Origin of the sequence: Trinickia sp., from assembly GCF_036503415.1 — a bacterium.
In the GTDB taxonomy this organism is placed as follows: Bacteria; Pseudomonadota; Gammaproteobacteria; order Burkholderiales; family Burkholderiaceae; genus Trinickia.
On the sequence record NZ_DASXWY010000101.1, the window covers coordinates 1 to 20791 of the forward strand.

General features: G+C 63.3%; 17 protein-coding genes and 1 pseudogene. 13 read left to right on the forward strand and 5 right to left on the reverse strand.

The window, feature by feature from the left end; genetic code table 11:
* A partial coding sequence (locus VGL01_RS13910) for a hypothetical protein (RefSeq protein WP_331570230.1) occupies window positions 1–292 on the forward strand: 292 nt, incomplete at its 5' end.
* Window positions 293–426: 134 nt separating this feature from the next.
* Here VGL01_RS13910 and VGL01_RS13915 read toward each other — a convergent pair.
* Window positions 427–1992: a mannose-1-phosphate guanylyltransferase/mannose-6-phosphate isomerase gene (locus VGL01_RS13915; protein ID WP_414720253.1), complete on the reverse strand. Its 1566-nt coding sequence runs from the start codon at window positions 1990–1992 to the stop codon at window positions 427–429.
* Window positions 1993–2314: 322 nt separating this feature from the next.
* On the opposite strand from VGL01_RS13915, the gene VGL01_RS13920 reads away from it, so the two are divergent.
* The 10 genes and pseudogenes from VGL01_RS13920 to VGL01_RS13965 all read left to right on the forward strand — a co-directional run bounded on the left by VGL01_RS13920 (window position 2315) and on the right by VGL01_RS13965 (window position 17222).
* Window positions 2315–3706, forward strand: coding sequence for an undecaprenyl-phosphate glucose phosphotransferase (locus tag VGL01_RS13920; protein ID WP_331570232.1), 1392 nt, complete (start codon window positions 2315–2317; stop codon window positions 3704–3706).
* Between the two features lie 73 nt (window positions 3707–3779).
* Window positions 3780–5201, forward strand: a complete 1422-nt coding sequence (locus VGL01_RS13925; protein WP_331570234.1) for a UDP-glucose/GDP-mannose dehydrogenase family protein — start codon at window positions 3780–3782, stop codon at window positions 5199–5201.
* An 18-nt stretch (window positions 5202–5219) separates the two neighbouring features.
* A complete protein-coding gene (locus VGL01_RS13930) occupies window positions 5220–6398 on the forward strand; it encodes a polysaccharide biosynthesis/export family protein (protein WP_331570236.1) in 1179 nt (392 codons plus the stop codon).
* Between the two features lie 4 nt (window positions 6399–6402).
* On the forward strand, window positions 6403–8649 hold the full coding sequence (locus VGL01_RS13935) for a polysaccharide biosynthesis tyrosine autokinase (protein ID WP_331570238.1): 2247 nt from the start codon (window positions 6403–6405) through the stop codon (window positions 8647–8649).
* Window positions 8646–9569, forward strand: coding sequence for a glycosyltransferase family 2 protein (locus VGL01_RS13940; protein ID WP_331570240.1), 924 nt, complete (start codon window positions 8646–8648; stop codon window positions 9567–9569). The genes VGL01_RS13935 and VGL01_RS13940 overlap by 4 nt, the downstream gene beginning before the upstream one ends.
* Window positions 9566–11053 (forward strand): glucose-6-phosphate isomerase, encoded by a 1488-nt coding sequence (locus VGL01_RS13945; RefSeq protein ID WP_331570242.1) that lies wholly within the window; start codon window positions 9566–9568, stop codon window positions 11051–11053. Before VGL01_RS13940 ends, VGL01_RS13945 begins: the two co-directional genes overlap by 4 nt.
* On the forward strand, window positions 11050–12273 hold the full coding sequence (locus tag VGL01_RS13950; protein ID WP_331570244.1) for a glycosyltransferase family 4 protein: 1224 nt from the start codon (window positions 11050–11052) through the stop codon (window positions 12271–12273). The genes VGL01_RS13945 and VGL01_RS13950 overlap by 4 nt, the downstream gene beginning before the upstream one ends.
* Window positions 12270–13436, forward strand: a complete 1167-nt coding sequence (locus tag VGL01_RS13955) for a glycosyltransferase family 4 protein (RefSeq protein ID WP_331570246.1) — start codon at window positions 12270–12272, stop codon at window positions 13434–13436. The genes VGL01_RS13950 and VGL01_RS13955 overlap by 4 nt, the downstream gene beginning before the upstream one ends.
* A 361-nt stretch (window positions 13437–13797) precedes the next feature.
* A pseudogene (locus VGL01_RS13960) lies at window positions 13798–15423 on the forward strand (methyl-accepting chemotaxis protein); the annotation flags it as partial.
* Between the two features lie 197 nt (window positions 15424–15620).
* A complete protein-coding gene (locus tag VGL01_RS13965; protein ID WP_331570248.1) occupies window positions 15621–17222 on the forward strand; it encodes a peptide chain release factor 3 in 1602 nt (533 codons plus the stop codon).
* Window positions 17223–17296: 74 nt separating this feature from the next.
* On the opposite strand, the gene VGL01_RS13970 is transcribed toward VGL01_RS13965, so the two are convergent.
* Complete coding sequence (locus VGL01_RS13970; RefSeq protein WP_331570250.1) at window positions 17297–17575, reverse strand: hypothetical protein; 279 nt, start codon at window positions 17573–17575, stop codon at window positions 17297–17299.
* Window positions 17576–17788: 213 nt separating this feature from the next.
* Here VGL01_RS13970 and VGL01_RS13975 point away from each other — a divergent pair, with 213 nt between their 5' ends.
* Together VGL01_RS13975 and VGL01_RS13980 are read left to right on the forward strand one after the other, a co-directional pair.
* Window positions 17789–17959: a hypothetical protein gene (locus tag VGL01_RS13975; RefSeq protein WP_331570251.1), complete on the forward strand. Its 171-nt coding sequence runs from the start codon at window positions 17789–17791 to the stop codon at window positions 17957–17959.
* Window positions 17960–18048: 89 nt separating this feature from the next.
* Complete coding sequence (locus VGL01_RS13980) at window positions 18049–18417, forward strand: DUF5329 domain-containing protein (protein WP_331570252.1); 369 nt, start codon at window positions 18049–18051, stop codon at window positions 18415–18417.
* A gap of 40 nt (window positions 18418–18457) precedes the next feature.
* Here VGL01_RS13980 and VGL01_RS13985 read toward each other — a convergent pair whose 3' ends face one another.
* The 3 genes from VGL01_RS13985 to zwf form a co-directional block, all read right to left on the reverse strand.
* A complete protein-coding gene (locus VGL01_RS13985) occupies window positions 18458–18844 on the reverse strand; it encodes an ester cyclase (RefSeq protein WP_331570254.1) in 387 nt (128 codons plus the stop codon).
* Window positions 18845–18868: 24 nt separating this feature from the next.
* On the reverse strand, window positions 18869–19399 hold the full coding sequence (locus VGL01_RS13990) for a YbhB/YbcL family Raf kinase inhibitor-like protein (protein WP_414720254.1): 531 nt from the start codon (window positions 19397–19399) through the stop codon (window positions 18869–18871).
* Window positions 19400–19540: 141 nt separating this feature from the next.
* Window positions 19541–20791: glucose-6-phosphate dehydrogenase (zwf, locus tag VGL01_RS13995; protein ID WP_331570258.1), on the reverse strand; the 1251-nt coding region annotated here is incomplete at its 5' end.

The window sequence follows — 20791 nt, forward strand, 5'->3', positions numbered from 1 at the left end:
ATGGGCGCGCGACTGGATCGATCGCCAATCGAGCGCCTCCGTGGCGGCCAGCGCTGCCGAGGCGGCCGCATCGAGCGAGGATGCACTCGATCCCTCACCGTGCGGCGATCCCGATCAGCGTGGCGAAGCCAAGGACGCCGCCGCAAGACCTCTGCCCGCGCCGCTGTCGGCCATCGCTCCATCCATTGCACGCAGGCTCGACTCGGCCGTCGGGCGCCGCGCGCTCGACTGGCTGCCTTACCCTGAAGGGCATTTGGACCTGCTGACGCCTGTCGTCAACTATCGGGGATAAGTGCGAGCGAATGCAGCCCGGGACGCGCCGGGCTGAAGGCAGCGCGGTGGGAGCCGTCAGGAGGCCGTCAAAAGGAAAGCGGGCCATCGCTGGCCCGCCTTTTTGTGCGGGTTTGCCGCCCGCCGCGGGTGACGTTATTGGCGTCCGTACGTATCGTCGAAACGGACGATGTCGTCTTCGCCGAGGTAAGCGCCCGATTGTACTTCGATGATCTCGAGCGGTACCTTCCCGGGATTTTCGAGGCGGTGCGTCGTGCCGAGCGGGATATACGTCGATTCGTTCTCCGAAAGCAGGAACGATTCGCCGTCGCGCGTGACGCGGGCGGTCCCGCGTACGACGATCCAGTGCTCGGCGCGATGGTGATGCATCTGCAGCGACAGTTGCGCGCCGGGCTTCACGACGATGCGCTTGACCTGGAAGCGTTCGCCCGCATCGATGGAATCGTAGTAACCCCAGGGGCGATGCACTTTGCGGTGGACGGACGCTTCTGTGCCGCTTTCGGCGCGAAGCCGCGAAACGACTTTTTTGACGTCCTGCACATGCGATTTGTCCGCGACGAGCACCGCATCCGCGGTCTCGACGACGATGAGGTCGCGCGTGCCGACGCACGCGACGAGTCTGCCTTCGGAGTGAGCGAGCGTTTCTTGCGAGTCTTCGAAAAGGACGCGGCCGCGGCTCACGTTGCCGCTGTCGTCCTTGGGCAGGATCTGCCAGAGTGCGCTCCAGGAGCCGACGTCCGACCATCCGGCTGCAAGCGGCACGGCTACGCCGCGCGGCAACGTCGCGTCGGCGGCGAGGCGCTCCATGACGGCATAGTCGATGGAATTGGAAGGCGACGCGGCGAACGCGTCGCGATCGAGGCGGAAGAACTCCCCGTCCAGGCGGCCGCGCGCATGCGCATGCGCGCACGCTTCGTAGATGGCAGGCTCGAACCGGGCCAGTGCGTGCAGCCAGGTGGAGGCGCGCACGACGAAGATCCCGCTGTTCCACCAATACTCGCCCGAGGCGACGTACCGTTCGGCGAGCTCGAGATCGGGCTTCTCGACGAAGCGGGCGAGCGTGCGCGCGGCAAGGCCTTGCGTATTTGCCTCGGCGTCGTCTTCGATCGGCTCGCCGAGTCGCAGGTAGCCGTAGCCGGTCTCCGCGGCAGTCGGCACGATGCCGAGCGTCGCAACCATGCCCCTGGCCGCATAGCGCACGGCGCTTGCGATGGCACGGCGAAAGCTCTCGGGATCGGCAATGGCATGGTCGGCCGGCATGGCGACGATCAACGCATCGGCATTTTCGTCGGCTTGCGCGAGGGCATCGAGTGCCGCGATGGTCAGTGCGGGTGCGGTGTCGCGGCCGAGCGGTTCGAGCACGATACGCGCATTGACGCCGCGCGCGCTTAGTTGATCGGCGGTGGTGAAGCGATGATCGTCACCGCACACGACCATGATCCGATCGGAAAGGGCGAAGTCCGATTCGAGGCCGTCGAGGCGGTGCGCCGTCGATTGCAGCAGCGATTCGTCTCCAAGCAGCTCGATCAATTGCTTGGGATATTGCTCGCGCGACATGGGCCACAAACGGGTGCCCGAGCCCCCGGCCAGAATGACGGGTTGAATCTTGAACCGCGTATGCGCCATCGGCGATGGCGGCACAGCTCGTATCACCGGGGCGGCCGCTGTATCTGCATCGACGGTGGCGATCGGCGTGGTCATTTGAGCCTCCACTTGAGGTGAATTCGATGAGTCAAGTGTGGCAGCAAGAAATCGACAATAAAACGCGGGCGTGGGCCGGCGGGTCGGCGGAAAACGAGCGGTAGCCGGTGATAAAAAGGGAGGGAGGCGCACGTTCTGACGGCGTCGCAGGGCGGTTGGCCATCGAAATATGACGACTGCCGCAGTGCGATCAATAAAAAAATCAAAAAATAATCCGGAAAACCCCTCTGAAATATTTTTGAATATTCGTCTGCTTGCCCAGTTCTTTTTGATAGCGCTTGATGGATGCCCATGAATACACGGCTGAAATCGAGGTGTTGCGATGCTGGGCCTTCTCTCCCGGATGATCGATGTGGCGTTGGCGAGCCTGGGCGCGTTCGCCGCCGCCGCGCTGCATGCAGGGCACCCGGTGTGGCTCAGCGACACGCAGAGCATCGCCATGGCGTTCGACGACATGCTCGTCGTCGTCTTGTTCCCGGCGCTCGGAATTTATCGTTCGTGGCGCGGCAAGCCGCTCAGCGATCTGTTGTGGCGAACGGCGCTCGCGTGGCTGATCGTCGAAGCGACCGGCGTGCTGATGAGCTTCAGCGTGCATCGTGTGGACGCGCTGTCGCGTTCGTGGCTTGCCTTTTGGGCATGCACGACGGTCGCTTTGCTGTTGGCGATGAAAGCGCTGGTTTATACGACGCTGAAGCGTCTGCGCCGGCAGGGGTTCAACCTGAAGTCCGTTGCGATCGTCGGCAAGGGGCCTTACGCGACGTTTCTCATCGAGCGTATGAAGGCCCGGCCCGAGGCGGGTTTCGCACCCGTTTGCGTTTTCGACGACGAGCCCGATGAGCTGCATCGCGCGCAAGCCGGGCGCACCATGGCCGGCGTGCCGCTCAAGTACGACTTCGACGAGCTCATCGAGCTCGTGAAGCGCAAAGAGGTGCGTGAGCTTTGGCTGGCGTTGCCGATGTCGCGGGAGCCGACCATCCATCGAATCGTCACGGCGTTGAAGCACGAGTTCGTGAACATCCGGTTCATTCCCGACGTGAGCAGCCTCACGTTGCTGAACCAGGAGGTCGTCGATTTGCTCGGCGTGCCGGCCATCAACCTGGCGGCCTCGCCGCTCGGCGATGTGCGTGCGTGGCCGAAGCTCGTCTTCGACCGGATGTTCGCGCTGGCTGCGCTGATCGTTCTCGCGCCGCTCATGCTCGTGATCGCGATGTTCGTGAAACTGTCCTCGCCGGGGCCGGTCTTCTTTCGGCAGCGGCGTTTAGGCGCCGACGGCGATACGTTCGAGATCTACAAGTTCCGGACGATGAAGGTGCACAAGGAGGTGCAAGGCAAGGTGACGCAGGCGACGCGGCACGATCCGCGCATCACGCGCGTCGGGCGCTTCTTGCGGCGTACGAGCCTCGATGAGCTGCCCCAGTTCATCAACGTGCTCAAGGGCGAGATGTCCGTGGTCGGTCCGCGTCCTCATGCACTCGAGCACGACGATCTCTACAAGGATCTCGTCAACGGTTACATGTTCCGGTATCGCATCAAGCCCGGCATCACGGGCTGGGCGCAGATTCACGGTTTTCGCGGCGAGACCGACCGCATCGAAAAGATGAGCGGGCGCGTCAAGCTAGATCTGTACTACATCCAGAACTGGACGTTCTGGTTCGACATCAAGATCGTGGTGCTCACGCTATGGAAGGGTTTTGCCGGCAGCAACGCATATTGATCCGAATCGGGCCATGCCGAGTTGCGGCGTGGCGTCCAACGTTTTCTTCGTTTTTTCTTGAGGCCATCGAAACATGAACGTGACCATCATCGGCTGCGGATACGTCGGTCTTGTGACAGGCGCATGTCTTGCCGACATCGGTAACGACGTCTGCTGCTTCGACGTCGACAAGAACCGTATCGACGTCCTCGAATCGGGCGGCATGCCGATTCACGAGCCGGGCCTGCGCGAGATCGTCGCGCGCAATCGCGCGGCGGGCAGGCTGTCGTTTACGACCGAGGTGCGTCCCGCGATCGAGCACGGCGACGCGATCTTCATCGCCGTCGGCACGCCGAGCGACGAAGACGGCTCGGCCGATCTGCAATACGTGCTCGCAGCCGCTCGCGACATCGGCCGATACATGAAGGGGTTCACCGTCGTCGTCGACAAATCGACGGTGCCCGTGGGCACGGCCGAGCGCGTGCGCGAGACGATCGCCGAGCAACTGAAGCTGCGCAACGAGGACGTGCTGTTTTCGGTGGTCTCCAATCCCGAGTTTCTCAAGGAAGGGGCGGCCATCGAGGACTTCACGCGGCCGGATCGCATCGTCATCGGCTGCGATGACGATATGCCCGGCGAACGCGCGCGCGAGTTGATGAAGCGCCTGTATGCGCCTTTCAACCGCAATCACGAGCGCACGCTCAGCATGGACGTGCGCTCCGCCGAGTTCACGAAGTACGCCGCCAATGCGATGCTGGCCACGCGCATTTCGTTCATGAACGAGCTGGCCAACCTCGCCGAGCGCGTCGGCGCCGACATCGATGCCGTGCGCCGCGGCATCGGTTCCGATCCGCGCATCGGCTATCACTTCCTGTATGCCGGCTGCGGCTACGGCGGCTCCTGTTTTCCGAAAGATGTGCACGCGCTCGTTCGCACGGCGCACGAAAGCGGGCAGTCGCTGCAGATCCTGCAAGCCGTATCGGCCGTCAATGCCGCGCAAAAGCAGGTGCTCGCGCGCAAGATCGTGGCTCGTTTCGGGGAAGACCTGACCGGTCACACATTCGGTGTGTGGGGGCTCGCGTTCAAGCCGGAGACCGACGACATGCGCGAAGCGCCGAGCCGCGTGTTGATCGCGGCGTTGCTCGCGCGCGGTGCGCGCATCGTGGCTTACGATCCGGTCGCGATGACCGAAGCGAAGCGCGCGTTCGCGTCCGATCTGCGCGACGACGCCGGGGCGCTTGGCCGCCTGTCGCTCGTCGACGACCAGATGGCCGCGGTAAGCGGCTCCGATGCGCTGGTCGTCCTGACGGAGTGGAAGGCATTCAAGAGCCCGGACTTCGATGCATTCAAGCGTCTGCTCAAGCAAGCCGTCGTCTTCGACGGGCGCAACCTGTACGACCCGCTCGCCCTGGCCGAAGCAGGCATCGAATACCACTCCATCGGACGCCCCGATGCCACAGCGGCAGCGGCGCGTTCGAAACGACCCGGCGGCTCGGTCGCCGCCTATTCCGCTTGAGCTTGAGCCCGCGCATCTATGAATCGTAGCCTTCTTTCCCTGACCGCCATTGCACTTGTCGCGTCGCTCGTCGCCGGCTGCGCCGTCGCGCCGGGCAACGCGCTCGACACCTCGCACCTGCACGAAGAGGAGCCCACCGGCGCTGCACCGACATACGAAGTCCACCGTGTCACGGCGCAGACGATTGCCGAGCTCGTCGCGGCGCAGCAGGCCACGCCGCGGCCGCTGCCCCAATCGCACTTCCCGAGCCTCAAGCAGTACAGCTATCACATCGGGCCGCAGGACATTCTCGGCATTACGGTCTGGGATCACCCCGAGCTGACGACGCCGCAAGGCACCTCGTTCTCCGCGGGCGGCAACACGACGCAGACGGTTGCGGGCGCACTCGCTCAGCCTTACACGACAGCGCTGCCAGGACAGGCCGACCCTTACGGCCAGACCGTCGCCTCGGATGGTTCGATCTTCTTCCCGTTCGTGGGTCGCATTCACGTGGCCGGGCAAACGCCACAGCAAGTGCGCGATCGCCTTTCCGCCGCGCTCGCGCCGTATATCCATAATCCGCAGCTCGATCTGCGCGTGCTTGCCTACCGCTCGCAGCGCGTGCAGGTCACGGGCGACGTGCATTCGCCGGGGCCGCTGGCCATTACCGACGTGCCGCTCACGCTCGTCGACGCGATCACGCGCTCGGGCGGCGCGACCGATAACGCCGACTTGCAGCGCGTGCGCCTGACGCGCGGCGGGAAGTCATACTCGCTCGATGCCAACGGCCTGCTGGACCGCGGCGAGATTTCGCAAAACGTCATGCTGCAGGACGGCGATATCGTCAACATTCCCGATCGCACCGACAGCCGGGTCTTCGTGATGGGCGAAGTGAAGCAGCCCACCGCGGTGCAGTTGATCCGCGGCTCGCTGACGGTGGCCGATTCGCTGACGACGGCGGGCGGCATTCTCGATACCGACGCGAATCCGCGCCAGATCTATGTGATCCGCGGCATGCGCGCGCATCCGAACTCACCCGAGATCTATCGGCTCGATATGACGCAGCCCGATGCGTTGTTGCTGTCGACGCAGTTCCCGTTGCAACCCTTCGATGTCGTCTACGTCGGCACGTCCGCCGCGGTGCAGTTCAACCGCGTGATGCAGCAAATCCTGCCGACACTCCAGACGATCTTTTTCACGAAGCAGCTGACGAAGTGACGCTATGAAGACGAGCTCAAGCATTCTGGCCCAATCGATCGCACCGCCCCTACCGACGGCTTTTCAATCCGACGAGGACGATGTTGTGCTCGGGCAGCTGCTGCATGTCGTGCTCGACGATATCGGCTGGCTGATCGGCGTTGCCGCAACCATCATCGGCTTGGCGGCGCTTTACTGTTTTCTCGCCAAACCGATCTATTCGGCCGATGCGCACGTGCGTGTCGAGGCACCGAGCAGCGTCACGCAGGGGCTCACGCAGAGCTCGAACGGCGGGGCCGCGGGCGGCGGCGCATCGACATCGCTGCCGACCGACGCCGAGATCGAAATCATCAAAAGCCGTGGCGTGGTCGCGCCGGTGGTCGAGCAGTTCAAGCTCAACTATTCGGTGACCCCGAAGACGTTTCCCGTGCTCGGCGCAATTGCCGAGCGTCTCGCTTCGCCCGGGGAGCCGGGCAAGCCCTGGTTCGGCCTGTCTTCCTATGCCTGGGGCGGCGAGATCGCGGACGTGGATTCGCTTCAAGTCACGCCCGCGCTCGAGGGCAAAAAACTGACGATGACGGTGACGGGCGGCGATCACTACACGCTGCGCGACGAGCAGGGCAATCTGCTGCTCGATGGCGAAGTGGGCCGCATGGCCTCGGGCGGCGGTGTGACGATGCTCGTCAAGCAGCTCGTGGCGCTGCCCGGCACGCGCTTTACCGTCGTACGCTCGAACGACCTCGATGCGATCAGCGGCTTTCAGCTGGCGCTCGACGTGCAGGAGCAGGGCAAGCAGACCGGCGTGATCCAGATCTCGACGCAGAACCAGAACCCGGAGCGCGCGGCACAGCTCGCCAACGCCGTGGCGCAGTCGTATCTGCACGAATACACGAGCGCGCGGCAAGCCGACGCGGTGAAGATGCTGGACTTTCTGGAAAGCGAAGCGCCGCGCCTGAAAGCGGATCTCGAAAGTTCCGAGGCCGCACTGAGCGCCTATCAAGCGCAATCGGGCTCGATCAACCCGAGTGACGAGGCGAAGAGCTATCTCGAAGGCAGCCTCCAGTACGAGCAGCAGATTTCCGCGCTCCAATTGCAGCTGGATCAACTCCATCAGCGCTACGGCCCGAGCCATCCCGCCATCATCACGGCGCAGCAGCAGCTCGAGCGGCTCAAGGCCGATCGCGACAGTTTCTCCTCGCGGTTCCGCAATCTGCCTGCCAAGGAAGTGAAGGGCGTCACGTTGAAGCGTAATGCGAAGGTGGCGGAGGACATCTACGAGATGCTGCTCAACCGTGTACAGGAGTTGCAAGTTCAAAAAGTCGGTACCGGCGGCAACGTCCATCTGATCGATGCCGCATTGCGTCCGGGCGATCCCACGAAGCCGAAGAAGGCGCTGATCCTTTCCGCCGCGACGATGCTGGGCCTCATTGCCGGTACCGGTGTCGTCTTCATGCGCCGCAATCTGCTCAAGGGGATCGACGATCCCGAACGCGTGGAGCGCGCCTGCGGTCTGCCGTTGTATGGGCTCGTGCCGTCGAGCACCGAGGCCGAACGGCTCGATGCCGCGTATATGCGTCATCGCAAGGGTGCTCGGCCGATCCTCGCGCTCGCGAGACCGAACGACAGTTGTATCGAAAGTCTGCGCAGCCTGCGCACCTCGATGCAGTTCACGCTCGTCGAGTCGAAGAACAACGTGCTGTTGCTCACCGGGCCGTCGCCCGGGATCGGCAAGACGTTCATGACGGCCAATCTTGCCGTGCTGTTCGCGGATTCGGGCAAGCGAGTGCTCGCCATCGATGCCGACATGCGGCGCGGCACGCTGCACGAGTACTTCGGGGGCGGTCTGCAGGCAGGCCTGTCCGAAATGCTGTCCGGTCAGATTTCGGTCGAAGAGGCGGTGCGCAAGACGCCCGTGCCCGGGCTCGATTTCATCCCGAGCGGCACGCGGCCGACCAATCCGTCCGAGCTGCTGATGTCGTCGAACCTGCACAGCTACCTCGACGCATTGGGCAAACGCTATGACGTCGTGCTGATCGATACCCCGCCGCTGCTGGCCGTGACCGATGCGTCGATCATCGCCGCGCATGCCGGCGCCTCTTTTGTCGTATTGCGCTCGGGCGTGCATGCCGAGTCCGATATCGCGGCGTCGCTCAAGCGGCTCGCGACGGCCGGCGTGCAGGTTCAGGGCGGTATCTTCAACGCAGTGTCGCCTCGCTCGCGCAGCTTCTCGCGCGCGGGCTATGCGGCGGTCCAGGAGTATCTGAACGCATGAAGCTGACTGTGCTCGTTCCCTCTTATCGCCGGCCCGACGATCTCGCGCGGTGTCTCAAGGCGCTGCAGCAACAGGTGCGGCCGGCCGATCAGGTCGTCGTCGTCGTGAGACCCGACGACTATGTCACGCATACCGTTCTGGCGGAGCCGGGGGTGACCGGCGCGCTCCCGCTCGAATGCGTGATCGTCGAAGCCAAGGGACTCGTCGCGGCGCTGAATCTCGGTCTCGAGAAGTCGGCGGGCGACGTCATCGCAATCACCGACGACGACGCCGCGCCGCACCGGGACTGGTTGCAGCGCATCGAGGCCGCATTCGCCGCCGAGCCCAAGCTTGGGGCGCTCGGCGGGCGCGACTGGGTGCACGAGCGCGGCCGCCTGCTCGACGGCAGGCGCGAGGATGTCGGCCGGATTTTGCTGACCGGCAAAATCATCGGCAATCATCATCTCGGCGTAGGCGGCGCGCGCGAAGTCGATCTGCTCAAGGGCGTCAATATGAGCTACCGGCGCGCGGCGATTCACGACATTCGCTTCGACGAGCGCTTGCGCGGCTCGGGCGCGCAGGTGCACAACGACATGGCGTTCAGCATGCGCGTGAAGCGGGCGGGATGGAAGGTGATGTACGACCCGCAAGTCGCCGTCGATCATTTCCCCGCGCCGCGCATCGGCGAGGATCAGCGCCATACGCAATCGGCGATCTCGATTTGCAACGCCGCGTACAACCTGCATCTGACATTGCGCGAGTATTTGCCGCCGATGCAGCGCATGCTCGCCTGGTGGTGGTGGACGCTCGTCGGCACGCGCGTCTACCCGGGTCTCGTGCATCCGTTGCTCGCACTCGTTTCGAAGAACGGCGCGACCGTGCGCGAGCGTTGGCGCGCGGCACGCCTCGGCGCGCACGAAGCGCGCAAGGTGACGCCGTGACGTTTGCCGCGGCCACTGCCCGGCCGGGCGTATCGGGGCGCTTTGTCAATACGGACGCCAAGCACTGGCTGCCGCAGGCGCTGCTCGTGCTGGCTACGCTCGCGCTGTGCGCGGCGCACCAGGGCGCGTTGCTCACGCTTGCCTTTCCGGCGCTCTCGACCGCGGTCGGCCTCTGGCTGTATTTCAAGAGTCCGGCGCGCTACGTCGGCTTCGTCTGGTGGATGTGGTTTCTGAGCCCCGAGGTGCGGCGGCTTGCCGATTACTTCAAGGGCGCATTTACCCCCACGAGCATCGTGCAGGTTGCGCCCGTCGCGGTGACGATGATCTCCGGTTTCGTCTTGATCCGGCGCTATCGTCTGCTCGGAAGCTGGCGCGGTTTGCCGATGCTGCTGATCTTGCTCGGCATCGGCTATGCGTACATCGTCGGTATGACATCGGTCGGGTTTTTCGCGGCGACTTACGACCTTGCGAACTGGATGTATCCGGTGCTGATCGGCATGCACATCATCGCCAACGCCCGCGATTTTCCGCAGTACCGGCAAGTCATCGTCTCGACGTTCGTTTGGGGCATGCTCGTCATGGGCGTCTACGGCATCGTTCAGTTCTTTCTGATGCCGCCGTGGGATGCGATGTGGATGATCGGCTCGCAGATGAACTCGGAGGGCGATCCCGTCCGCTACGGCGTGCGCGTGTTCAGCACGATGAACTCGTCGGGGCCTTTCGCGTTCGCGATGATGGGCGCGCTCGTGCTCGTACCGGCGGCGACGCAGCGCTTGCGCTGGGCTGCCGCCGCGGCGGGCTTCGCATCCTTCGGCTTGTGTCTCGTGCGTTCGACGTGGGGAGGCTGGGTGATCGCACTCATCATCCAGCTCGCCAAGTCGAGCAACCGGACGCGCGTTCGCACGATCCTCGGATTGGCCGTGCTGGCGGGTCTGTCCATGCCGCTGCTGGCGATCGGTCCGGTTGCCGACCGCTTGCAGGCGCGGCTGGAGACGATCACGAATCTGCACGACGACCACAGCTATGCCGAGCGTAACCAGTTCTATGCGACTTTCGCCGAGACGGCATTCACGAATATCGCCGGGATGGGGCTTGGCGCGACCGGTACTTCGACGAAGCTCACGCAGTCCGACAATCAACTCGGCAAATACGGCAATTTCGATAGCGGCGTCATGAACATTCCATTCGTGCTCGGCTGGCCCGGCACGCTGCTCTACTTGTCCGGCATCGGCTGGTTGCTGGCGCGTACCGTGCGGGCGTCGTTCGCGCTCAAGGACGACAAGTTCGGTGCCGCCTGTCTTGCGCTTGCATGCTCGATGTTCGCGATGCTCGTGTTCACCAATTCTCTCGTCAGTACCGGCGGTTTGCTGCTCTATACGAGCATGGCCTCGCTGATCGCGGCTGCCCACTGGCGAAAGATGCAGCGTCAGCATGCGAGGATGCGGTTTGCCCCCTCCTTCGTCAGCGAGGCATTGACGCCATGAGATTAGCAATCGTCACGCATTCCGTCCGTCACAACGACGGCCAGGGACGCGTCAATTACGAAGTGGCGCGCGCGGCGCTGGCCGAAGGATGCGCCGTGACCCTCGTCGCCTCTCACGTGGCGCCTTCGCTGCTCGAACATCCGCGCGTGCGGTGGATACCGATCGAGATCGGCCGCATCTGGCCCGGTGCCTTGCTGCGGCACCAGCTCTTCGCGCTGAAAAGCGCCAAGTGGCTCGATGCGCATCGCGACGAATACGACGTGCTGCATGTGAACGGCTTCATCACCTGGGCGCAAGCGGACGTCAACACGTCGCATTTCGTGCACAGCGGTTGGTTGAAGAGTCCTTATTATCCGTTTCGGCTCGTGGGCGGTCCGCGCTCGGCCTATCAAGCCATCTATACCCGCTTGAACGCGCACCTCGAGCGGCGGGCGTACCGGCGTTCGAGCGTGGTCGCCGCCGTTTCCGAAAAAGTTGCCGACGAACTGCGCAATGCGGGCGTGGCCGACGAGAAGATCGAGGTCGTCCATAACGGTGTGGACAACGAAACGTTCGAGCATGCCTCGGGCTCACGGCAACGCTTCGGTTTGCCGGACGATGCGTTTTTGTTGCTGTTCGCCGGCGATTTGCGTACGCCGCGCAAGAACCTGGGCACCGTGCTGAGCGCGCTCGAGCAGTTGCCCGAGCGCGTTCAGGTGGTCGTTGCGGGGCGCGTGAAGGGCAGTCCGTATCCGGATGAAGCGCGCGCGCTCGGCGTGGCCGACCGTGTGCACTTTCTCGATTTCGTCGAGGACGTGCCCGGCCTCATGCGCTGCGTCGATGCGTACGTGTTTCCGTCGCGCTATGAGGCGATGAGCCTGTCGTTGCTCGAAGCGATGGCGGCCAGCTTGCCCGTGGTGACCGCACGCACGGCGGGCGGTGCCGAGATCATCACGGCCGAGTGCGGCATCGTGCTCGACGATCCGGACGACAGCGCGGCGCTCGCTCGAGCGGTGGCCCGGCTCGCGGGCGATGTGCGTCTGGCCTGTTCGATGGGCGTGGCGGCGGGTCGCGTGGCGCGGGACTTCGGATGGTCGCGCATGGGGGCGCGTTATATGGATATTTATCGCCGCGTATTGCGGGCGAAAGCTAGCGAGGCCGGCAACGGTGCCGGGCGCGGTATCGACGATGCGCATCCGGGTGCGCGTTGGGTGCCGAGCGAAGGGGGCGATTCGAAATGAGTCAAAGTGCCATCAAGTCGTTGCAGATCGGCATGCACTGGTTTCCCGAGCGGGAAGGGGGGCTGGATCGGATGTATTACTCGCTCGTGAACGCCTTGCCGGGCGCGGGCGTTTCGGTGCGCGGAATGGTGGCCGGCTCCCCGCGCGTCGAGCACGATACCGACGGCGCGATTCGCGGTTTCGGCTCGGCCGCGCTCGCGTTGCCGTTGCGCCTGATGGCCGCGCGCAAGGCGTTCGCACAGGCGATCAGCGTCGAGCGGCCCGATGTCATCTCGTCGCATTTCGCGCTTTATACGTGGCCTGGGCTCGATGTGGCGCGCGACATCGCGCGGGTTTCGCATTTCCAGGGGCCGTGGGCTGACGAAAGCGGCGTGGAAGGTGCCGCCACACTGGGGCAGCGCGCGAAGCATTGGCTCGAGCGCAGCGTCTATGCGCGTTCGACGCGCTTCATCGTGCTGTCCGAGGCATTCGGACAGATTCTGACCTCGCGCTACGGCGTGGCGCCCGAGCGCGTGCGTGTGGTGCCCGGCTGTGTCGATGTGGCCCGTTTCGACATCGATATCTCGCGCTCGCGGGCGCGGTCCCGATTGCAATTGCCCCAGGATCGGCCGATCGTCGTGGCGGTGCGCCGACTCGTGCGCCGCATGGGCCTGGAAGACCTCATCGATGCGATGGCGCGCATCAAGGCGCAGCGCGGGCCCGACGCCATGCTGCTGATCGCCGGCAAGGGCCGGCTCTCGGGCGAGCTGCAAGCCCGGATCGACGAACACGGCCTGGGCAACGACGTCAAGCTGCTGGGCTTCGTGCCTGACGACCGTTTAGCCGAGCTCTATCGGGCAGCGACGATCAGCGTCGTGCCCACCGTCGCGCTCGAGGGCTTCGGCCTCATCACGGTCGAATCGCTTGCCGCGGGCACGCCCGTGCTCGTTACGCCCGTTGGTGGACTGCCGGAAGTCGTGGCTGGCTTGTCGCGCGATCTCATCTTGCGTTCGACGGGACCCGAAGCCATCGCGGAGGGTCTGACCGACGCGCTCTCCGGCAAGCTGAAGTTGCCCGATGCGCGGCGTTGCCGTGACTTCGCCATGGCCAACTTCGACAATTCGGTGATTGCGCGGCGCGTGGCCGAGGTGTATCGCGAGGCCGTGAAGGAAGGACCGCTTTGAGCGACGAGAACAGCAGAGGCGACTCGCCTTTGCTGTCTTGGACGTTCATAAATAAATGTGAAGAATGCCGATAAAAAGAAAAATAGCATTAATGAACGTCAATTTCATTTTATTCGTCGTACTTCTGCAGCATTTCGACGCGGCGTCTGTCCAGACCATATGATTATTCGGCGCTTTCCCGCTCGGGGCGTTTCCAAGCTGGAAGGTCCCGATGCGCCAAAACCCTACGGCAAACGTTTGCGTGCTCCGCGCAGGTCAAGTTGCTGCGCTGCTCCACCGATAAAGCACCTGAGACTCGCTTCAATCGCGCAAACCGCGAAGATGCCGGTGTCGCTAAAGACGATATATCGGGAGCAGGAAAATGGATTTCAAAAACATGACGGTGCGCGCCAAATTGACTACTGCGTTTGGCGTGCTTGCCGTGATGGTGCTGCTGGTATCGGGTTTTGCGTTGAATGCGCTCGGCACCATCGACGAACGCTTTTCTTCCTATGTCAATGGAATCAATGCGCGCGCGACCCTGGCCGCGGAGGTGCGTACGGCCGTGGATCGGCGCGCGATTGCGGCGCGCAACCTCGTCCTCGTCACGAAGCCCGAAGACATCGAGATCGAAAAGGCCGAGGTCGCAAGAGCGGACAACGATGTGACGCAGCGCATCGGCAAGCTCAAGGAAGCGATCGAGACCTCTGCCAGTGCGACGCCGGAAGCGAAAGCCTTGGTCGGCGAAATGGTGCGCATCGAGACGCAGTACGGCCCCGTTGCACGCGCCATTACCGATGCCGCGCTCGCGGGACGCCGCCCCGAAGCCGTCGAGATGATGAATACGCAGTGCCGTCCGTTGCTTGCCCAGTTGATCAAGGCGACGAATGCCTACACGGCTTATACGCGTGAACGCGGCCATCGGATGGCGGACGCGGCACACGAGCAGTATCTCGCTCAGCGCGTCATGATGTTCGTCATCTGTGCCGTATCCTTCGCGGCAGCGGTGCTCGCGGCTTTCCTGATCACGCGTAGCCTCACGCGTTCGCTCGGTGCAGAGCCGGGAGCGCTGTCGGGCATCACCCGCCGCGTGGCCGAAGGCGATTTGAGCCCGGTCGCGGGCGCGCCCTCCGCGCCCGCGGGCAGCGTGCTCGCGTCGATGGGGGAAATGCAGGCGAGCCTTGTGAAGCTGATCGGGCAGGTCCGTACCGCCGCCGACAGCATTGCCACCGGTTCGAGCCAGATCGCGTCCGGCAACCAGGATCTGTCCTCGCGCACGGAACAGCAGGCTGCGTCGTTGCAGGAGACGGCGGCGAGCATGGAAGAGCTGACTTCGACGGTGCGCCAGAATGCCGATAACGCGCAGCAAGCGAGCGCGCTTGCGGCCAACGCCTCGGAAGTCGCGGAAAAAGGCAGCGGCGTCGTGAGCCAGGTGGTCAATACGATGAACGAGATCAGCAGCAGCTCGACGAAGATCGCCGACATCACCGGCCTCATCGAGGGAATCGCGTTCCAGACCAATATCCTTGCGCTCAACGCGGCGGTGGAAGCGGCACGTGCGGGCGAGCAAGGTCGCGGCTTCGCTGTGGTGGCGAGCGAAGTGCGTTCGCTTGCGCAACGCTCGTCGAGCGCGGCCAAGGAGATCAAGGATCTCATCGGCGAATCGGTGCAGCGTGTGAAGGACGGCGCGGTCTACGCCAGCCAGGCCGGCGAAACGATGGCCGAGGTTACGCAGGCAGTTGCGCGCGTGACCGACATCATGGGTGAGATTGCGGCGGCATCGAACGAACAGAGCCGCGGCATCGAACAGGTCAATGTGGCGATAACGCAGATGGACGAGGTGACGCAACAAAACGCCGCGCTCGTCGAAGAAGCCGCGGCCGCGTCGAAATCGCTCGAGCACCAGGGGCAGCAACTCAACGAATCGGTGGCGTTCTTTAAAATCGATGGAAGCGAATCGCGGCGCGCCGGTTCTCCGCGCAGTGCCGCGCCCGCGCCAGCGACCGCTTTATTTAGTTAGCACTCCAGAGTTTCTAGTTGGCTTCAACGGCCACCGCCGATCGATCGGCGCGCCCGCCCGGCATACCCGGGCGGGCTTTTCCGTCCATGCGCCGCGCACCGGTTCGCTCGCGCTCGGCGCGACACGTGTATCATCGCCCCCGCGCCGCTCGAACTCGCGAGCTGGCCCTTTTTTGCCCATTCACGATGTCTGTCGCCGAACTCAAGCGCCGCCGCACGTTCGCGGTTATCTCCCACCCCGATGCGGGGAAGACCACGCTGACCGAAAAGCTCCTGTTGTTTTCGGGCGCGATTCAGATCGCGGGTACCGTCAAGGGCCGCAAGAGCAGCCGTTATGCGACCTCGGACTGGATGGAGATCGAAAAGCAGCGCGGCATTTCCGTGGCGAGTTCGGTCATGCAGTTCGAGTATGGCGACGCCGTCATCAATCTGCTCGATACACCGGGCCACGAGGATTTCTCGGAAGATACCTATCGGGTGCTGACGGCTGTCGATGCCGCGGTGATGGTGATCGACGGCGCGAACGGCGTCGAGGCACAGACGCTCAAGCTGCTCGAAGTCTGCCGCGCGCGCCGTACCCCGATCGTCACGTTCATCAACAAGCTCGATCGCGAGGTACGCGAGCCGCTCGATCTGCTCGATGAAATCGAGCGGCACCTTGGTGTGGCCGCGGTGCCGTTCACCTGGCCGATCGGCATGGGTAAGGACTTTCAGGGCGTCTACGATATTCAACGCGATCAGGTCCGTGTGTTTCGCGCGGGGCAGGATACGGCGGGCGGTGCGGTGGAGACGCTGCATGCCGTCAGCGAGGAGCAGGGCGAAGCGCGCTTTGGTTTCGCCTGGAAGCGTGCGAAGGAAGAGATCGATCTGATCGGCGCGGCAACGCCGGCTTTCGATCGCGAGGCGTTTTTAGCGGGCGACCAATCGCCGGTGCTGTTCGGCTCGGCCATCAACAATTTCGGCGTCAAGGAAATTCTCGACGCGCTGGTGGATCTCGCGCCGCCGCCTTCGATGCGTATGGCGGTGCAGCGGGCCGTGCAGCCGGACGAGCCGAAATTCACCGGTGTCGTTTTCAAAGTCCAGGCGAATATGGACCTGGCGCATCGCGATCGGGTGGCCTTCATTCGCGTGTGCTCGGGGCGCTTCGAGCGCGGCATGGCGTTGAAGGTGACGCGCTCGGGCAAGACGTTCCGGGCCAATAACGTCGTGACGTTCCTTTCTCAGCGGCGCGAGACGGTCAGCGAGGCTTATCCCGGCGACATCATCGGGATTCCTAACCATGGCACGCTGAGCCTCGGAGATACATTGACCGAGGGCGAGCAGCTGCAGTTCGTCGGTTTGCCGTTCTTTGCGCCTGAGATCTTTCAGACCATCGAGGTGGTCGATCCGATGCGTGCGAAGCAGCTTGGCGAAGCGCTCAAGCAGCTTGGCGAAGAAGGGGCGATTCAGGTGTTTCGTCCCGCGCACGGCGGCTCGACGATTCTCGGGGCGGTGGGGCAACTGCAGTTCGAAGTGGTCTCGCATCGCCTCTCGGCGGAATACAAGGTCGATGTGCGCATTTTCCCGGCGCGTTATCGGATGTCACGTTGGGTGACATGCGACGATGCGGGCGAGTTGCGGCGGTTCACCGATGCGTACGCTGCGCGCATGGCGCTCGATGCTTCGAACGCGCCGACTTATCTTGCCTCGCATGTCTCCGAGATCGAGGTGGCGCAAAAGGCCTGGCCGAAGATCGTGTTCAACGAATTGCGTGAACAGTCGGGTGCGCCGTTTCGTAAGGCGATTTGATTCGTTTCGATGCAGATGGCGGCGACATGGGCCGCGAAATGAAATGCGGCCGTGAAGGCCGCATCGTCTGAAGGTCAATCGTCGTCGTCGCGGTGGTGATGACGCCAGCCCCGGTGCCGGCCGTTGTCGTGCCATTCCCGGCGATAGCCATCGCCATAATATGGACCGTAGTAGACGGGCGCGGGCTGTTCGTAGACTACCGGGGGCGGGGGCGCGTAATAGACGGGTGGGGGCGCCTCGTACACCGGCCCCGGTACGCCGAGAAATACGCCGATATCGGCGTGCGCGAACGCACCGGCCGATGCGCACACACCTGCAACCCCGAGCGCAGCAGACAACAGAATTCGTTTCATTTTCCTTTCGCTTCGCCTGCAGCCAGTTGGCTCGCAGACGGTAGTTCACCTGCTTACATGGTACTTATTGCGGACAGGCCGGGTGATACCGGGCTGTCGCTTGTGTAACCGGCAGTAACGGGCGGCGCGCGAAGATTTCAATCGTTTCATCGATGCGGTCATCGCTGTACGATCCGTTAAACTTGGGCATTGCAAAACGAGAGAGCGAATTCGATGACCCTGCTCATATATCTAGTCGGATGGCTGATCTTGATTGGCGGCGTTTCCTGGGCGTTGATCGCGATGCACGTGTCGCAACACACGGTGATCATCGTCGCGGTCATTATGCTGGGCATCGGTGTCATTACGGCGGCGACTCGCACCCGTAACCGCGATCGGTCGTAGCGCGCGCGATCATCAGCCGATTTCGAGGAGCACGCGTGGTGCTGCGGCATATCCGAGTTGGGCTGGCGGTGTTGGCTCTCGGCATGGCGATGACAGTGAGAGCCGGCGAGAGCCCGCCCATCGTGCAGGCTGAGATTGCTTCCTTGCTGGGACGCCTCGAGACATCGGATTGCAAGTTCAATCGCAATGGCAGTTGGTATTCCGGGGAGAAAGCGAAGGCGCATATGCTCGCCAAGCTGCACTACCTCGAAGCGCGCACTACGCTGAGCAGCACGGAACAGTTCATTGAACTGGCCGCCACGAAAAGCAGCATCAGCGGAAAGCCATATCTGGTTCAGTGCGGCGGTACGCCGGCACAGACGAGCGAGGCATGGCTCACGACGCAATTGAAATTGCTGCGCGCGGCTCGCGCCGGCGGTTCGAACGCCGCTTCCGTGCCGGCGGCCGGGCATCGGTGAAACCAGTTCCTGCTCGAACACAGCGGCCCTGCGGTCTGGTTCACAGTTGAGCTTCGATCGCACCCTTATCGATTACGGACCATACGTTCGCAATTTTGCCGCCGCGAAACGTGTAGAAGACGTTCTCCGCGAAGACGACCCGTCTGCCCCCGACGTCCAATCCGAGGAAGGTGGATCTGGGCGAGCAATCGAAGCGCAGACGGCTTGCAACAAAAGGCGGCTCGACCACCAGCAGGTCGATCTGAAAACGTAGGTCCGGTATATCGCGCACGTCTTTTTCCAACATCTCGCGATAGCCCGATAAACCGATCGGTCGACCGTTGTGACTGACGTCGTCGCCGACGAACTGGCCGAGCGACGCCCAATCCCGCCTATTCAGGCAATCGATGTAATCGCGATAAATCGTGTGGAGGTCCAATTCGCTCATGCCGAAGCCTCGTCCCCGATCGCTCTAGCGCCCGAAACGCATCACGATGCTCGTATTTGCCAGCACATGATCCTTGATCGCCGCATGCAGCGCATCGCGTGTCAATCCGGCCGGCAGCGAATCGGGCGCGAGGTCGAGCGCGTAAATCTGCACGACATAGTGATGTGCAATTTCCCCGGCGGGCGGGCACGGTCCGCGATATGCTGCCTGCCCGCTGACGTTCAGTCCCATGAGCGCGCCCGTTGGCGGTTCGCCGCCCGCTGTGAGCGAGGTCGTCGAAGCGGGAATGCGGTACATCACCCAGTGCACGACGCCGAGGCCCTTTGCCCCGTCCGGATCGAAAATCGTGATTGCGAAGCTGCGGGTACCGGTGGGCGCATTGCGCCATTGCAATGCCGGCGACACGTTGCGGCCACCGCAATCGTTTTGGCTTCCCGCGTGAATCGAGGCGAGCGTGCCGCCGTCGGACACGCCGGGCGAGGTCAGCTCGAACGCCTCTGCAGCATAGGTCGTCACACCGTGCAACATCAGCACGCACAAACCGGCTCCGAGCATGTGCCGGATCGCCTTAACGTTACCTTTCATCCCCGCCTCCGTTTCTCGAGTGAACGCGATCCGGCAGCCCGCAATGGGCAGCCGTGTGCTCCGGGAACAACGGATCATTACGTCGATTTATTCCCGATGCACCGCGCAATATTATTCGTCCAGCGGCCGCCACGCGCGGCCGTCCGGGGCAAGGAGCGCGTCGGCTTCGGCAGGACCGGCGCTGCCGGCGGCGTAGCCGTGCACGGGTACCGTACCGCGCTGCGGATGGAGTATGCGATCGACGGCAGCCCAACTCGCCTCGATGCTGTCCGCGCGCTGGAAGAGCGTCGCGTCGCCGAGCATGCAGTCATAGAGCAACGTTTCATACCCGACGTTCGGGCGCTGCGGGAAAAAATCGCCATAGTCGAATGACGAGCGCGCCGCGCCAATGAGCATCGTCGGTCCCGGTACCTTGACGTTGAAATCGAAGCTCGTTCCGTGCGAGGGGTCGATGCGCAGCGTCAGCACGTTGGGCGTGAGTGTTTCCACCGGGGTATCGCGAAACAGCAGGAATGGGACGCGCTTCAATTGCACTGCGATTTCGGTGCGGCGCGTCGCGAGCCGCTTTCCGGTGCGCAGATAAAACGGTACGCCGGCCCAGCGCCAGTTGTCGATTCGCAGGCGGGCCGCGACGTAGGTTTCCGTTGCGCTGTCGGGCGCCACGTTCGGCTCGTCGCGGTACGCTGTTCCAGAAGGTCCCGCTTCGTATTGACCGAGCACGACATCGTCGGGCATGAGCGGCTCGATCGCCTCGAACAACTCGGCTTTCTTGTCGCGTACCGCTTCCGCATCGAACGAATTGGGTGGTTCGAGTGCGACTACGGCGAGCAGTTGGAACAGGTGATTCGGCACCATGTCGCGCAGCGCGCCGGTGCGTTCGTAAAATTGTCCGCGCCCTTCAACGCCGAGCGTTTCGGCCGCTGTAATCTGCACGCTATCGATGTATTCGCGCCGCCAGATCGGCTCGAACATCGCGTTCGCGAAGCGAACGGCGAGGATGCTCTGCACGGTATCCTTACCGAGAAAATGGTCGATTCGGTACACCTGGGATTCCTGTGCGAACCGCAGGATGTGGGCGTTCAATTCACGCGCCGATGCGAGATCGCTGCCGAACGGCTTTTCGACGATCAGACGGCGAAAGCCTCCGTTCTGTTCCAGCAAGCATGCCTTGCCGAGCCGCTCGACGATGGGCTCGAAGAACTGCGCACCGACGGCCAGATAGAAGATCACATTGCCATGCTGGGCCTGATCGATTTGTTGTTTGAGTTGCGCATAGGTGGCATCGTCTTCGAATTCGCCCGCTTGGTATTGCATGCGTTGCGCGAGCCAGTCCCATGGCTTGCGGTCCAGCTTGTCCGTATG

Excerpts from the sequence above, each read along its gene's own strand:
- VGL01_RS13915 (WP_414720253.1), bottom strand. The coding sequence starts at position 1,992 with ATGACCACGCCGATCGCCACCGTCGATGCAGATACAGCGGCCGCCCCG.
- VGL01_RS13920 (WP_331570232.1), top strand. The coding sequence starts at position 2,315 with ATGCTGGGCCTTCTCTCCCGGATGATCGATGTGGCGTTGGCGAGCCTG.
- VGL01_RS13925 (WP_331570234.1), top strand. The coding sequence starts at position 3,780 with ATGAACGTGACCATCATCGGCTGCGGATACGTCGGTCTTGTGACAGGC.
- VGL01_RS13930 (WP_331570236.1), top strand. The coding sequence starts at position 5,220 with ATGAATCGTAGCCTTCTTTCCCTGACCGCCATTGCACTTGTCGCGTCG.
- VGL01_RS13935 (WP_331570238.1), top strand. The coding sequence starts at position 6,403 with ATGAAGACGAGCTCAAGCATTCTGGCCCAATCGATCGCACCGCCCCTA.
- VGL01_RS13940 (WP_331570240.1), top strand. The coding sequence starts at position 8,646 with ATGAAGCTGACTGTGCTCGTTCCCTCTTATCGCCGGCCCGACGATCTC.
- VGL01_RS13950 (WP_331570244.1), top strand. The coding sequence starts at position 11,050 with ATGAGATTAGCAATCGTCACGCATTCCGTCCGTCACAACGACGGCCAG.
- VGL01_RS13955 (WP_331570246.1), top strand. The coding sequence starts at position 12,270 with ATGAGTCAAAGTGCCATCAAGTCGTTGCAGATCGGCATGCACTGGTTT.
- VGL01_RS13965 (WP_331570248.1), top strand. The coding sequence starts at position 15,621 with ATGTCTGTCGCCGAACTCAAGCGCCGCCGCACGTTCGCGGTTATCTCC.
- VGL01_RS13970 (WP_331570250.1), bottom strand. The coding sequence starts at position 17,575 with ATGAAACGAATTCTGTTGTCTGCTGCGCTCGGGGTTGCAGGTGTGTGC.
- VGL01_RS13975 (WP_331570251.1), top strand. The coding sequence starts at position 17,789 with ATGACCCTGCTCATATATCTAGTCGGATGGCTGATCTTGATTGGCGGC.
- VGL01_RS13980 (WP_331570252.1), top strand. The coding sequence starts at position 18,049 with ATGACAGTGAGAGCCGGCGAGAGCCCGCCCATCGTGCAGGCTGAGATT.
- VGL01_RS13985 (WP_331570254.1), bottom strand. The coding sequence starts at position 18,844 with ATGAGCGAATTGGACCTCCACACGATTTATCGCGATTACATCGATTGC.
- VGL01_RS13990 (WP_414720254.1), bottom strand. The coding sequence starts at position 19,399 with ATGCTCGGAGCCGGTTTGTGCGTGCTGATGTTGCACGGTGTGACGACC.